This window comes from Anaeromassilibacillus sp. Marseille-P3371, from assembly GCF_900169665.1.
GTDB lineage: Bacteria > Bacillota > Clostridia > Oscillospirales > Acutalibacteraceae > Anaeromassilibacillus.
Genome location: NZ_LT835157.1, coordinates 560,231 through 575,272, shown reverse-complemented (window position 1 = coordinate 575,272; position 15,042 = coordinate 560,231). Strand labels below are relative to the sequence as shown.

Here is a 15,042-nt window from a genome sequence, read left to right as displayed (position 1 = left end):
GGGGAGAGACAAATATGGAAAACAAAGCAAAACAAAACCCGTTTAAAAGGCTATTGGCGATTCGAGGTATGGGCCAGGTAATCACGGTCACATGCGGCTTGATTATCCTGTGCATCGTATTCGGTGTGTTAAATCCGATCTTCTTCTCTGGACAGAATGTCGCCAACCTTCTTCGTCAGATCGCACCGATTCTTCTGATCGGTATTGGCCAGTCCTATGTATTGATTACCGGAAACATTGACCTTTCCATCGGCTCTGTGGTAGGTATGAGTTGTATGATCTCCGCCACCTTGATGACCAAGGGGATCAACCCTTGGATTGCTGTTGGAATCACCTTTATCTGCTGCATCCTGGTGGGTGTTCTCAATGGTCAGCTCGTTGCAAAATGCAAACTGCCGCCCTTCATCGCAACCTTGGGCACTATGACCATCGCTCGTGGTATCGCACAGATCGTCAACAACAACTATAACACCGATTCCATCGGTGACGGCGCGCAAGCCTTCCGCGACTTTTTCTACTATGGCAAGTTCCTCGGCGTTTACAACACTATCTGGATTGCTGTTGTTCTTTGGATTCTCTTCAACTTCCTGTTGAGCAAAACCCGCACGGGCCGTCATATCTACGCCATTGGCAGCAATGTGGAGGCCGCCCGTCTGTCCGGCGTCAATGTGGTCGCCAGCACAACAAAGGCTTATGTAGTCAGCTCCATCTGTGCCTGTGTGGTCGGCCTCATTATCTGCGCCACCAGTGGTATGGGTACTATGGACGCAGGTAACATGTATGAAATGTATGCAGTAGCCGCTTCTGTTATCGGCGGTGTATCCACCCTCGGCGGCCAGGGTATCCTGCTCGGCACCGTGATCGGCGCTTCCATCTGGGGCGTGCTTCAGAATGGCCTCCAGTTTGCTGGTGCACCGGTCGCAATCCGCAACATCGTCATCGGCATCATTGTTGTTATCTCTGTCCTGTTGGATGTCGTTGTCCGCAGTGGCAAGCCAAGAAGAAAAAAGGAAAAGTCCTCTTCCGAGGCAAAATCCAAGAATGTAGGAGTTAAGGCGTGACGTTTTTCATGTAGACGCTTTAAACAATATCAAAAACAATATCAGGAGGAAAGAATCATGAAATTCAAGAAGCTCGTATCCATTTTCCTGTCTTGTGCACTGATGGCCGGCATGATGGCTGGCTGCAGCGGTGACGCAGGAACCAGCAACGCCCCCGAATCCACCACAGATGGCCAGGTATCCGATACCAATACCGGCGACGATACCAATGCAGGCGGTAATCACAAAATCTACCTGATTACAATGGACCAGATGGACCAGCACTGGGTCAATGTGGATGCAGGTTGTAAGAAGGCTGTCGAGGAGCTCGGCAATGTCGACTACACTTGGCTGGCTCCGGACGTCAAAGACGACGCGAAGCAGATTGAATGTGTAAATAACGCGGTTGCCGGTGGCGCAGAAGCCATTCTTTTGGCAGCCAATGGTCCGGACGCTGTAACCGCTGCTCTGGAAGAAGCGGATGCCGCTGGCGTCAAGATTGTCTACGTTGATTCCGCAGCAGATTTCCCGGGTGTACAGACCCTCGCAACGGACAATAAGGCAGCTGGCACCATCGCTGGCGAAGAGATGATTAAGGCTCTTGAGGAACAGGGGATCACCGAGGGTAAGATCGGTATCGTCAACGTCAATGCAGCAACTGCTTCCACGGTTGCCCGTGAAGAAGGCTTCCGTGCAGCATTTGAAGGAACCAATTTTGAACTCCTTGAAACTCAGTACGGCGATGGCGATGCAGCAAAGTCCAAGGACATCGCTGCGAACTACATCACCCAGGGCTGTGTTGGCATCTTCGGCGCAAATGAAGGCTCCACCGTCGGTACCGGCAACGCTATTCAGGAAGCTGGCCAGACCGTCATCGGCGTTGGTTTTGACAAGTCCGATACGATCCTCAACCTAATCAAGAATGGTTATATTCTCTGCACTATGGCACAGAACCCGGACGTCATGGGTTATGAGGGCATCCAGACAGCAGTCAAGGCCCTGGAAGGCGAGGACATCGGCGAAGAATTCGTTGATACCGGTGTTTCCGTCATTGACAAAGATTCCATCTAATTCTCTCTTCTCTAATCTATAATATCTTCTTCTCTAATCCTCTTTTTAACTTTCTTGAAAAGGCGGCTTCCGAAGACGGAGGCCGCCTTTTGCTCTCATCACCATAGGAGGGATTTTATGTTTGCCATTGGAGTGGACATCGGAGGTACAAAATGTGCTGTATGCTTGGGCCAGATGTCCGAGGATTCCGTAGAAATTCTTTATAAATGTACACCACACCCAACCGCTTCATTTTCCCCGGAGGAGATGATTCACCGGTTATCCGAGGATGTACGCGACTGTATGGCCCATGCCCCCGACCGGCCGGTCGGAATTGGCATCAGCTGTGGCGGCCCATTGGATAGCCGGACAGGCCGCATCCTATCCCCACCCAATCTCCCCGGCTGGGATGATATTCCAATTGTGGAACAACTTCAAGTACAAACAGGGCTTCCCGCCTGGCTCTGCAACGATGCCAACGCCTGTGCCCTGGCAGAATGGCGTTTCGGCGCAGGACGCGGTTGTTCCAGCATGCTATTTCTGACCTTTGGAACCGGTTTGGGGGCAGGGGTCATTCTGGATGGGCATCTCTATACTGGGGCTAGTGACATGGCAGGAGAATTGGGACATATCCGTCTCTCAGAATCAGGGCCCGTTGGCTATGGAAAAATGGGGTCGTTTGAAGGCTTTTGTAGCGGCGGCGGAATCGCACAATTGGCCCGTATGTTTTTGTTGCAGGAGCTACAAAGGGGTAAAAAGCCAGATCTCTGCCCGCATGTCGAACAGCTGGATACGATCACCACCGCGGACGTAGGCCGGGCCGCACAGGCCGGTGATCCTTTGGCATTGCGTATTCTACAAGCAGCCGGTGAACAGCTTGGCAAAGGGCTTTCGATTGTGATTGATTTACTAAATCCAGAACGAATTGTAATCGGAAGCATCTTTGCCCGTTGCCAGGAACAGCTCTGGCCAGCTGCTGAACGTGTGATTGCAGAAGAGACGCTTCCTGCTGCACGCGCCGCCTGTTCTGTCGTCCCCTGCGCTCTTTCAGAATCCGTTGGAGACATCGCGGCGCTTACCGTCGCACTCTACTATCAAGAAAAGGAGAACCACATATGAACATGCGTACACAGCAAATTATGCAGGAATTTTATACACTCCATCCGGATTTGACATTTCTCGAAGCCGAATTGTCAAAAGCGCTCCGGCTGCTTTTGGATACCTTTCGCTCTGGCGGGAAACTCCTGATCTGCGGAAATGGAGGCAGCAGCGCTGACAGTGAACACATTGTTGGGGAGCTCATGAAAGGATTTTTGCTCAAGCGCCCACTTTCATCGGATAAAAAGGACCTGTTCACAAATCTGTTTGGCGAGGATGGCAAGCAGATCGCGGAAGTCTTGCAGGAGGCGCTGCCTGCTATTTCTCTATCCACACATACGGCATTAAGCACCGCCTTCTCTAACGATGTCGATCCCAGCCTGGCCTTTGCACAGCAGGTACTCGGATATGCAAATCCTGGGGATATCCTTCTAGGAATCAGCACTTCAGGCAATTCCAAAAATGTTTGTGCTGCAGCGATGTGTGCACATGTATGTGGGGCAAAGGTTCTCGCATTGACCGGCCAAAGCGGTGGAAAATTGGCTTCACTGGCAGATTGCGCTCTTACCGCGCCGGAGACACGGACGTTCCGTATACAGGAATATCACTTGGCAATGTACCACTATCTTTGTGCCGCTGTGGAATCCGAATGCTTTACACAATAAGCCTTATGGGAACCATTGCATGCAAGTCTCACCTTTTATCCTAAAATAACAAAGGGTAGCCAACCAAAGCTGGTAATCCCTTTTCCGTTGCCCACATTTCACTTGCTGGTTACCCAATTGAGAGCCCTTTAACACCTCTTTTTTCGGTGCTTGTGACGGATCGGAACCTTTTGTTGAGTCATTCGTACCATTTTCATGAATTCAATCGAAAACCTGAAGTTTTGCCGCAAGAGGCGTAAGAACAACTTTGTATTCTGGAACTAAAAATAATTCCATATAAACAAATCGCTTCAGATAACGACGTTGTTGATAATCTGCTTTATTTGCTCATATGCTGTTTAGGTAAACCCGGCACGCCATCTTGATCATTTCCTTTGCTTATCTGTATTCAGCACAGACAAATGCGGTAAACCATTTTAACTGCCGCAGTCCGCAATGTGGTTCGCAATCATGTGTGGATTGAACTATCATGGCTTATAGTACTCCTTTCTTTGCCGGTGGCCAAACGCATCCGGGGAGGCCAAATCATGCCATTTCTGGCGCTGCTTCTTTTCCGATAAAAGACCGTTCAACTACCGAATCAATGGATGAAAGTTCGATGATTGTCGAAGCGCTTCTGCTTTGAGGCGGTGGCCTCCTTAGGAGGTATGCGCTCTATCCAACTGAGCTACGGGGGGCTTATACAGAAAATATTCCATTTTGAAGGACTCCAGGATTCGAACGATTCGATTTTTAGGAGGCATGTGTTCTATCCATCTGGACTACGGAGATATTGCGATTTTTTATGGTAAAGGATGGAGCGAATCGCCTCCCATGGCTTTGATGATCGGATTATAAAAGAGGACACAGAATAATCCGTTTTCTCTTTGGGCTATAGAGGAGCTTTTGAACGTCGTCCTTCTTGCGAAGCGCGCGGATTGAAATCCGTATTTTCTACATCGCCTCACAACAGCGTAAGTTCCCTTCTATGCGGAGGGTATGGATTGAAATCCGATTGAGCATTTAACCGATCTTGTCTCTCGTATGTCACCCTTCATGTCAAGGGGATAGGTTGAGATCCTACGAACTGTAGTGCAAAATATGCCTATCAGAACGTCCCTTTTCACACGTAGAGTACAAGTTGAAAGCAATACAATGATAAAGCGCTACTGAAACAGTAAAGTCCTCTTCCATGTGGAGAAGTGTCGATCGAAATTATCAACGGCGGGGCCGGAATACCAGCAAACACGTGTCCTCCTTCACACGGAGCGTGTGAATTGGAATTGGATATATTTGTAATATATCCAGACATTCTCCTGCCACACTTCACAGGGAGAGGTGGGTTGAAATGCGACTGGCACACCGATCTGCAACCGGATTGTGGATCTTTTTTCCCTAAAATACATTTGAGAGACAATCTGCTGGTTTCTACAATCGAGATAGGCGTGGTGGCTTTTCACGGGTATGTTCCTAAGGCAGTTCTATGGATAAAGAAAAGAGCACGTTGCGAAACTACTTTTCGCGACGTGCTCTTTTTTGGCCAGTATGTACCCTTATTCGCGCCCCATGTTTCATAACAATACACGCATGGCCCTTTTTATTTCCAACACAAGGTCGTATGATTGAAGTGTTTCTGTAGAAAATCGAATCCATAAACAGGGCCTTTGCTGGTTTGAAGACGTTCTTTGAATCCAATCAAGCCGGCTCCTAATTTTTTTCAATTCCATTATACATATTCTTTCCTCTTTTATCAAGACTATTATACCATATTAATATAGTTATATATACACTTAAACAATGCTTTATATACCTATAAAATATGAATAAAACGTGTTGAGCGATGAGAGTGTGGGAATATGGGATATTTTGATCAGAAATTTCACAAACGCGAAAAGAAGTACCGACGAAACTACGAGATTGACGACAGTCTTTATGTGCGTTTGGAACAGCTCTCTACCATTTACGATGCAACCGTCACCGACCTTGTAAATGCGTCCCTAGAACACTTAATTGAGAGTGAACAAATTTCTCTCTACAAAAAAGCAGCAAACGATTTTTCTGTCACACATACGTTGCTCATCCGTGAAAGCAATCTCGCCGGGTTAGAGGACCTCAAGGCAAAATATGGCGTAAGCATTTATAAACTGGTGAATATTGCTATAAAAAACGTGTTAGACGAATACGATTCACAAAGGAGATAGGCATACAGCCGGTCTCCTTTTTTGTTGTAAACCTTTACGGTGGTTAACCGGATGGTCGGTTAGGCAAACAAGGGCAGATGATCTTGATAATCTGCTTTACTTGCCCATATGCGGTATAGGTAAACCCAGCACGCCATCTTGATCATTTCCTTTGCTTGTCTATATTCAACATAGGCAAATGCGGCAAACCATCTTGATAATTGTTACAGAACTTCCCTACATTTTATAGGCAAATGGAGCTAACCAATAAAAGCCGCACTATTGAAAATAGAAATCTTTTTTCTTGACAGCGTAACAATGTTTTGTTATACTACGTTTGTGAAACAAAACATTGTTACGTTAGAAGGTGATTATCTTTTGGACCTTATTTCAAAAAAGGAACTTTTGGCACAAACTGGCATCTCCTACGGGCAGCTCTATCGTTGGAAACGGGCACGTCTGATCCCGGAGGAGTGGTTTTTGAAGCAATCTGCCTTTACTGGGCAGGAAACCTTCTTTCCCCGGGAACAAGTCCTGCGGCGTATTCAAGCGATACTCGATGCAAAGGACCAGTATTCGCTGGAAGAACTGGCAAAAATCCTTTCTCCTGAGGACTCCTCAGAACTTTACCCTGCGGATGCATTGGAACAAATGGAGGAAATCAGCGGGAGCCTTCTACCTGCAATCATTGCATCCTGTCCCAAAGAAGCCTATAGCCTCGCCGAGATTACACTTTTCGCAGCCCTTTCTGAAACTGCGTGGAATCAAGACATTTCTCGGGAACACATGGAGGATCTCCTTCGCAGAGGCTCATCGATACTCTCCACCCTCAAGGGATTGGACTGGACTTGTACAGTATTTATTTCACATGGCATGTATCATCTTGCCTTTTCAAAAGGTACCGTACCAATCCAATTTGACTGTGAAATCCAGGTCTTAGATGTACGTCCCTTGGGAGAACTCTCCAATCAGATGAAACTTCGGTATCAAAACATACGAAATTGTTAGGAGGAATCGGATATGCAGGATATACGAATTGATGGGATTGGAAAAATTCCAGGGGGAAGCTTTGGCCGGCTTGTGATCGATGGCGTCGGCGAATGTATGGGGGATTTGGAAGCGGATACGCTCAAAGTGGACGGGGTGCTCAAATGCCGTGGGGCGGTTACAGTAAAAGAGCTAAATTGTGACGGCACTGCGCGCTTCGACAAAGACATTCAGGCTGGACGTCTTTCTGTGGATGGATTTCTAACAATGATGAACGGCTCTAAATTGGAAGCAGACGAAGTCCTCTGTGACGGAAGCATCAGCATGGATGGACAGATCTGCGCGGATACTGTTCGGGCAGACGGGCTGATTCGCGCACGTGAAATTGTGGGAGATCGCATTATCATCCAATCCTACCTGGGAACATGGGGGAAGCTTTTTACAAAAGGCGGTTCCAAGATCGAACTGATTGAAGCCACTTATGTAGAGTTGAAGGGTGTTACCGCACAGACCGTCAATGGCAGCCGAGTGGTCATTGGGCCAAAGTGTCAGATCGGGCATCTGGACTGTAATGGAACACTGTCCATCGACCCGAGTGCCACGGTGCAGCATATCACCGGAGAATATACCATGTATGATAAAGAGTAAAGCCGGTTATCCCTCTGTTGTAAATCCTTTTTACGTATGAACCCATATTAAGGAATCACCGGCAAAAAGCCTTCTTTCAAGAACACTTCTTTGGTTCGTTGCATAAAATGGACGAAAAGAAAAAAGGAGGCTCCAAATTGAAAGCGCATACGCCCGAACAAACGGCTCTCCGGGTTTCCTCTGTCAGTATTGTGGGCAACATTCTGCTTTCGGGCTTTAAACTTTTTGCAGGTTTTGCCGCAAGGTCTAGTGCCCTAATCTCCGATGCTGTCCATTCGGCCTCCGATGTGTTCAGTACAGTTGTGGTTATGGTTGGAATAAAAGTTGCACACCGGGCGGCAGACAAAAGCCATCCTTATGGACATGAGCGGATGGAATGTGTCGCCGCTATGTTATTGGCAGTATTATTGGCAGCTACTGGCTTTGGAATTGGTGCGACCGGAATCTCGCAAATTTTTTCCGGCAGGTATCTTCCACCCGCCCCGGGACTTCTGGCCTTGGCTGCTGCTGGAATTTCCATTCTGACCAAAGAAGCCATGTTCTGGTATACATATTTCGCAGCAAAACGTATCCATTCCAGCGCATTGATGGCGGACGCATGGCATCATCGGTCGGATGCACTTTCCTCCATCGGAAGCTTTGCCGGAATTCTTGGCGCGCGCTTAGGACTCCCTATTTTAGACCCGCTTGCAAGCGTTGGGATTTGTCTGTTCATTCTAAAGGCCGCCTGGGATATTTTTCGCGATGCGATCGGCAAAATGACTGACCATTCCTGTGACGATGTAACAGTCGCAAAGCTACAGGAGCTCATCCTAGAGCAGGAGGGTGTTCTTGGCATTGACGATTTGAAAACGCGCCTGTTTGGTGACCGAATATATGTAGACATCGAAATTCGGGCAGATGGAAACAAAACACTGACCGAAGCACACGCCATTGCGCAGAGGACCCATGACGCTGTAGAAGCGTATTTCCCCACAGTAAAGCATTGTATGATTCATGTCAATCCTATGGTGCTAGAGATACCGATTAAACGGTAAACCGCTCTGTGAAGGATAGAAGGTCCCGCATCTTCTTCCCAAACAAAAGCCCCCTGAAACGGTTTTTTACCATTTCAGGGGGCTTCATCATTTTATAACCCCAACAATGCCTGTGCGACAGAAAAGTAAATTACAAGCGAGCATGCATCGACAATCGTCGTAATCAGCGGCGCTGCCATAATAGCCGGATCGGCATGCAATACCTTCGCCAGCATGGGAAGAACGCCTCCGATGGTTTTGGCCATCATCACAGTCGCCAAGAGTGCAATCGCCACGGTCAAGGCAATTCCCTCCTGTCCGGGGTAGAAGATCGCCAGACGTACAAAATTCACCGCACTCAAAACGATCCCCACCAACAGGCTGACCCGTAGTTCTTTCCAGAGCACACGAAAAAAGTCGTGGAAGGCAATCTCTCCCACCGCCATACCACGGATAATCAAAGTGCTGCTCTGACTCCCCGCATTTCCACCTGTATCGGTCAACATCGGAATAAAAGTGACCAATAAGGGCATGGCAGCAAAGGCCGCTTCAAATTTTCCAAGAATTCCACCGGTAATCATCCCGGAAACCATCAGCACCAACAGCCATACAATGCGATTCTTTGCGAGTATAAAAACATTGGTCTTGAGGTATGGCTTCTCCGAGGGCCGCATTGCAGCCATCTTTTCAAAATCCTCTGTAGCCTCTTCTTCCAATACATCCATGCCATCGTCGAAAGTCACCATACCAACCAGACGGTTTTCATGGTCCACTACAGGCATGGAAAGGAAATCGTACCGCATCATCCGTTGAACAGCCTCTTCCCGATCCTCCAAGGTTGCTGCGGTAATTACATCCGGTTCCATAATCGTTTCGACGGTAACATCATCATCGGCCAAAAGCAGCTCCTTTACCGTGATAACCCCCTGCAAAAAGCGCTGCTCATCGATGACATAAGCCGTATAGATGGATTCGCAATCTGCACCTGTGCGGCGAATGCGTTGAATGGCATCCCTGACAGTCATATCCTTGCGCAAATCGATAAACTCTGCTGTCATGATGCTTCCAACCGAATTTTCCGGGTAGTTCAAAAAGGTATTGATCTGCTTACGTGTTTCCGGTCGGGCACTCCTCAAAACACGCTTGACCACATTGGCAGGCATCTCTTCCAGCATGTCCACCACATCGTCTACGAACAGTTCTTCAACCATCTCCGAGAGCTCTGTGTCGGTGAACGAGTCCACCATGACCTGCTGCATATCCGGAGACAGATTCGAAAACACCTCGGCTGCCAGTTCCTTGGGCAACGTGCGAAAAGCGATAACCGCATTTTCCTTTGACAAACCTTCGATAAATTCGGCGATATCCACCTCATTTTCTCTTGTCATGGCTGCCCGCAGCGTAAGATACTCTTTTTGCTCCAAAAGGTTTTGAAAGGCATTCAAACGATCCATTCTCTCCATTGGGTTCTCCTCCTGTCTTTATTTTACAGGGAGGAAGCCGCCAAAGGAACAAAACATAAGGGGATTGTGCACATCCCCTTATGGCAACATCTCTTCGCAAACTTTCAGCAGAAACACCTCGGAAAAACCGATGGCCCAACCGCTGTTCTACGCCAAGAAACGTCTTTGTCCTGTGCCGTACTTCGTCCACAAAGGTCCACCGATTTTCCCTCCTTTGATTCATTTCAGCCGAATTTTTGCCTATTTCGTCTGTATTTAGAGAATATCACGTTTTATCTTTCTTTTCAAGGGAATCTCTCATGTTTTAACAATTTTACACAATTTTTAGGAATCGTACAGAAATACAATCTGTACGCTATTTATTTTTGTTTTCTTTTGGTTGCACATGAAAGGATTCCTCATCAAATCATTCACGAAATCTGGACATTGGAAGAGCCGCCGCCCATAAGGGCGGCGGCTCTTCCAATACAGACAACCGTGCCTGCTGTCTGCCTTCTGGGACCGTTGTGGGATATTTCGATCGTTCGTTCCCATCGCGGCCTTATGATCGATGGCTATTGTGTGTATTGTCTTTTAATCCTATCCCGATAAAAAACAAATACCATGATTGTGATTGACCGTCTCACCGTCCTTACCGATTGTGTCCAGCAATCACAAATTGCTCATTCACCTGTTCCACTTTTCTACCCTCGTATTCGCTCAACCAACGACAGGAAACTCCAGGAGGAACAAAAGCTTTCTCAAAGCCTTTGTTCCCACTCTTTACCGCCCTCTAAGTCTCATAGAAGTAGAGCGGTGCTGTCAGAGTGAACACCAGACACGCATTTCAATCCACACCTCCCCATGGAAGGCGACTGTTTACCCGGTGGTTCCACCGCAGAGTTTTTCTCTTTCCATCCACATCACCCTTGGAAAACCTGCATTAAAAAGGTCTATTCATTTCTGAAAAAACCTTTTTGTAAGATTCTTTCCAAGAGTGACGGCTCTGGGGGCTGGCCTGGGCATATGGGGTGTTGTATTTCAATCCTCGCGTTCTTGCGAACAACGACCTTTTCATAATCCCAAAAATAGGAACTAAAAATCGATGTTTATATCTCAATGATGAAACGCGATACCTTCACCCCCAGTTACCCACTTGTTTTCTAAAAAAGTCTCTTTGTTCTTGCCAACAACTGTTTCTCGAAGGATAGGCAAAGCATGGATGCCCTTGGGGCTTGCTCTATCCCTTTTTCAGAAACCTCAGCTAATCCATCTTTTGTTTTTATTCATATCACATTCCATACGAAATTGCAATCCTGTTTTTCTACAATTGCACATGACCCGACAACTGTTTCCGATTCTTTTGATTTTCTTTCAACTTCTTAAAAGAAACGACCATCTCCTTTGCTAGCCATCCATCTTTTCTCTTCCCACATTTCCTTCCCGTTTGATTCTGATTTTTGCTATTGATTCACGTGTACAGAATCTATATAATAGAAGTATCTATTTCCTTCTTTGGCGGGCGCCCTTGTGATTCATGTTCTGCAATTTCTCCTGCTGTCCTCTATACAGAAAAAGATAGCGGCCGCTTCCCATCTCTGCGGCGAAAAATGGCTTTTCATGGAGAAATTTGTTTTGAGCAATCCATGTTGCGGTATTTCTCGGCCATCCTGTCGAATAAGGAAGAAAAACGTTTGAGGAGTGTGACCCCATGGCAAAGGAATCCACTGTATCCCGGAAAGACTTCTTCAAGTTGAAGGAGAACAAGACCACGGTACGCACAGAGATTGTGGCCGGCCTGACCACCTTCTTTACAATGGCGTACATCATCTTCGTCAACCCCTCCATCCTGGGTACCACCGGCATGGACACAGGCGCAATTATGCTGGCAACCTGTATCTCGGCTGCCATTGGCACCCTGTTGATGGGCCTCTTATCCAACTATCCGTTGGCGCAGGCACCTGGTATGGGCTTGAATGCGTTCTTTGCATTCACTATCTGTGGCACATACGGGTACTCCTGGCAGGCTGGTTTGGCCGCTGTTTTTATCTCCGGTTTGATCTTTATCCTTCTGACCGCTACCGGTGGCAGAGAAGCGATTGTAAATGCAATTCCGCTGCCCATTAAAAAAGCGATCAGCGGTGGCATTGGCCTGTTCATTGCAATTGTCGCTTTGATTAATGCGGGGATTGTTGCAAACAGTGACTCTACTTTGATTACTCTCGGAAATTTCAGCGATCCAAAGGTACTGCTTGCTGTAATTGGAATCGTAATCACCACGGTCCTTGTGGTATGGCATGTCAAAGGTGGCCTGTTTATCAGCATCCTGATCACAACCGTTGTCGGCGCAATCATGCAGTTTGGATTTGGCGCAAATGTGGGGATTGCAAAGGGCCTGTCTGTCGGCAATTCTTTAGCCCCAACCTTTGGCCAGTTCCTCGGCGGCTTTGGTGAGTTGCTCAAGTTGGACCAGGGAATCGGCGTTGCCATTTTCTCCCTGATTTCCGTTTTGATTTCTTTGACCATGGTCGACATGTTCGACACCGTTGGTACACTGTATGGTACTGCGAGCAAAGCTGGATTCCTGACAAAGGACGGCAAGCTGCCGGGCGCCAACAAGGCTCTGATGGCAGACGCTATTGCAACTTCGGTTGGCGCTGTCCTGGGCACTTCGACAGTCACCACCTATGTAGAATCCAGTTCCGGTATTTCTGAAGGCGGCCGTACCGGTTTGACCAGCGTCACGACGGCTATCTGTTTTGTTTTGGCGATATTCCTCGCGCCTTTCCTCGGATTTGTTCCGGGCGCTGCGACATACCCCGTGCTGGTACTGGTTGGCGTTATGATGATGGGCGGCGTCCGTGATATCGACTGGAACGACATGGAGATCGCCATTCCGTGCTTCCTCACCATTGCCATGATGCCGTTTGCCTACAGCATTTCCGAAGGCATTGCCTTTGGTTGCATCAGCTATACAATCATCAAACTGGTCCGCGGCAAAGCCAAAGAGGTCCATCCGGTTATGTACGCGATTTCGATTCTCTTCTTGATCCGCTACGTGCTCCAGTACATCCATATTGTATAAGTTTCCCACATTTGTTCATATATCTAAAAACCCCCGCTGCAACCCATGCAGCGGGGGTTCATTGTTTTTCTATGCGAAGCCACCTATTATGCCTATCAAATTCTACATTTTTATTGCTCATTTCGGATTCATGGTTTTGTCATTGGAAGAGGCCATTCCGAGCATAGCATGCCACCATCGCTTCTCACTCAGACAATGGTTTAACAGAACAAAGACGCCGTAACCAAGAACGCCTCCCAACACATTCATGATGACATCGTCAATATCTGCAGACCGTCCTGTGAAATACTGCAATGTCTCAATCATCACAGTTATGCCAAACGCTCCTAAAACCGTTTTCCAAAGGGCGCGAAGCCTTTGGAATACCATGGGCAATAATACTCCAAAGGGGATAAACATGAAAACATTCAGCACCAGCTGGCTGACCATATCCCTGATCCCCATCTCGTAAGGATGCCGTATCCATTCGAAAGGCGCCAGATTCAGAAAATGGTATGTTGGCGCAAAATCAATGCCCCCAATGAGAAGAGTCGCATCCAAGACCAGAATCGTAAAGCACAACCATGCATACACCGTCAAGTGCCGCCAAACGGGACGGCGCTCCTTTCGATGCCACAAATAATAAGGCAAATAGAGAAATCCCCCCAGAAGCAATGAAAAGGGCACTCCTACCATCAACACACCCAAAAACATTGATACACCACCTGTTTAACATATGTAATATCTGTATTATTTTGAATAGTACAGTTTAAGTATGGCATATTTCCTTTTTTCTGTCAAGCGGTAAAATACGGGAACCAAGGAGAGGCTTCCATACAGGATTTCATAAAAAAGCACATAAGGTAACGCCCTAAATCACATTGTTTGATGACTGTGATTCAGGGCGCATCATTTTGTTTTATATGTTTTTTGTAAAGTCCATTCCCGTATATCCTTGCTGTAAGAGGCCGTTTATCCACGGGAGGATCTTTCTCTTTTTCGATGCCACAGATAAAATGCTATGCATATTCCACACAGGAGTAACGGCACCAATAGAGCAACCAGATTGAAGGAACCTGCCACAAAGATGGAGGTCGGGCCGTCCGCACCGCCGATTATTGCGATATCCCCGGAAGGAGCAGAATGCATATCGAAATTCCCCATCATTGCATGAAGCAGTGCTGGGAAAAGAAAACTGTCAATTACCTGCCAAAGCGCCAATACGCCAAAAAAAATCCCACCGATGAAGAGAGTCCAATCCAACGCTGTACGATGGGGAAGCAACTGGTCGGAAAAATTCTCATGGAATTCTGCTGCTACTTTCTCGGGAGCCCCCATATCTGCAATAATTTGTTCTTGGGATTCTCCCGCCTCTATGCGGACGATAAAGTCGTTCAACAAATCGTTTTTTATCCGCCTTTTAGTCTTATGAGGTAAGCGCAAATTCCGCACAATTGCGCGGACATAGGTTTCTTTTGTCATCTTTATTCGTCCTCCCCTTGTAAAAAATGATTGGCTACACCGTCAAATCTGCGCCATAATCCCAATAACTCTTTCAAAACAAGGTTCCCTTCGAGTGTACAACGGTAATACTTCTTGGCTACGCTCTTGTCCTCTGGGACACTCCATTCCGACACGATCAGGCCGTCGTCTTCCAAACGGTACAAGATGGGATAGAGCGTTCCTTCCTTGATGCGGAACAGGCCTCCACTCTCTTGGTCAAGGCGTTGCAGGAGTTGGTAGCCATAAGCGCGTCCCTGGCTCAAAAGCTTAAGGACAATAATCTCCAGCAGTCCGCGCTTGAGCTGCCGCTCATATCGCACATCCATTTCTTTTCTCCTGTTCTCAATTATTTAGTATTACTAAATATTAG

The 15,042-nt window shown here is 47.4% G+C and carries 13 protein-coding genes; 9 read left to right on the top strand and 4 right to left on the bottom strand.

The window, feature by feature from the left end:
- Positions 1 to 14: 14 nt before the first annotated feature.
- The 8 genes from B9Y59_RS01755 to B9Y59_RS01720 all read left to right on the top strand — a co-directional run bounded on the left by B9Y59_RS01755 (position 15) and on the right by B9Y59_RS01720 (position 8,684).
- Positions 15 to 1,061 carry an ABC transporter permease gene (locus B9Y59_RS01755; protein ID WP_085531450.1) on the top strand — a complete coding sequence of 349 codons (1,047 nt, stop codon included), beginning with the start codon at positions 15 to 17 and terminating at the stop codon, positions 1,059 to 1,061.
- 57 nt (positions 1,062 to 1,118) lie between these two features.
- A complete protein-coding gene (locus B9Y59_RS01750; RefSeq protein WP_085531448.1) occupies positions 1,119 to 2,111 on the top strand; it encodes an ABC transporter substrate-binding protein in 993 nt (330 codons plus the stop codon).
- Positions 2,112 to 2,228: 117 nt separating this feature from the next.
- Entirely contained in the window at positions 2,229 to 3,209 is a 981-nt protein-coding gene (locus tag B9Y59_RS01745; RefSeq protein ID WP_085531446.1) for an ROK family protein, read from the top strand.
- Positions 3,206 to 3,853 carry a D-sedoheptulose-7-phosphate isomerase gene (locus tag B9Y59_RS01740; protein WP_054323739.1) on the top strand — a complete coding sequence of 216 codons (648 nt, stop codon included), beginning with the start codon at positions 3,206 to 3,208 and terminating at the stop codon, positions 3,851 to 3,853. The genes B9Y59_RS01745 and B9Y59_RS01740 overlap by 4 nt, the downstream gene beginning before the upstream one ends.
- Positions 3,854 to 5,688: 1,835 nt before the next feature.
- Positions 5,689 to 6,033, top strand: coding sequence for a hypothetical protein (locus B9Y59_RS01735; RefSeq protein ID WP_085531444.1), 345 nt, complete (start codon positions 5,689 to 5,691; stop codon positions 6,031 to 6,033).
- A 357-nt stretch (positions 6,034 to 6,390) separates the two neighbouring features.
- On the top strand, positions 6,391 to 7,020 hold the full coding sequence (locus B9Y59_RS01730) for a DUF4004 family protein (RefSeq protein ID WP_158088910.1): 630 nt from the start codon (positions 6,391 to 6,393) through the stop codon (positions 7,018 to 7,020).
- Positions 7,021 to 7,032: 12 nt separating this feature from the next.
- Positions 7,033 to 7,647 (top strand): polymer-forming cytoskeletal protein, encoded by a 615-nt coding sequence (locus B9Y59_RS01725; protein ID WP_085531442.1) that lies wholly within the window; start codon positions 7,033 to 7,035, stop codon positions 7,645 to 7,647.
- A gap of 107 nt (positions 7,648 to 7,754) precedes the next feature.
- On the top strand, positions 7,755 to 8,684 hold the full coding sequence (locus B9Y59_RS01720) for a cation diffusion facilitator family transporter (protein WP_198945580.1): 930 nt from the start codon (positions 7,755 to 7,757) through the stop codon (positions 8,682 to 8,684).
- Between the two features lie 92 nt (positions 8,685 to 8,776).
- On the opposite strand, the gene mgtE is transcribed toward B9Y59_RS01720, so the two are convergent.
- Entirely contained in the window at positions 8,777 to 10,126 is a 1,350-nt protein-coding gene (gene mgtE / locus B9Y59_RS01715) for a magnesium transporter (RefSeq protein WP_085531438.1), read from the bottom strand.
- 1,690 nt (positions 10,127 to 11,816) lie between these two features.
- Between mgtE and B9Y59_RS01700 the strand changes: the two genes are divergently transcribed.
- Positions 11,817 to 13,190, top strand: a complete 1,374-nt coding sequence (locus tag B9Y59_RS01700) for an NCS2 family permease (RefSeq protein ID WP_085531429.1) — start codon at positions 11,817 to 11,819, stop codon at positions 13,188 to 13,190.
- Between the two features lie 117 nt (positions 13,191 to 13,307).
- Here B9Y59_RS01700 and B9Y59_RS01695 read toward each other — a convergent pair whose 3' ends face one another.
- The 3 genes from B9Y59_RS01695 to B9Y59_RS01685 form a co-directional block, all read right to left on the bottom strand.
- The gene (locus tag B9Y59_RS01695) at positions 13,308 to 13,883 is read right to left on the bottom strand and encodes a VanZ family protein (RefSeq protein WP_054323745.1); all 576 of its coding nucleotides are present in this window, start codon (positions 13,881 to 13,883) and stop codon (positions 13,308 to 13,310) included.
- Positions 13,884 to 14,141: 258 nt separating this feature from the next.
- A complete protein-coding gene (locus tag B9Y59_RS15600; RefSeq protein ID WP_085531426.1) occupies positions 14,142 to 14,651 on the bottom strand; it encodes an HAAS signaling domain-containing protein in 510 nt (169 codons plus the stop codon).
- 2 nt (positions 14,652 to 14,653) lie between these two features.
- Positions 14,654 to 14,998 (bottom strand): PadR family transcriptional regulator, encoded by a 345-nt coding sequence (locus B9Y59_RS01685; protein ID WP_085531424.1) that lies wholly within the window; start codon positions 14,996 to 14,998, stop codon positions 14,654 to 14,656.
- Between the last annotated feature and the right edge of the window lie 44 nt (positions 14,999 to 15,042).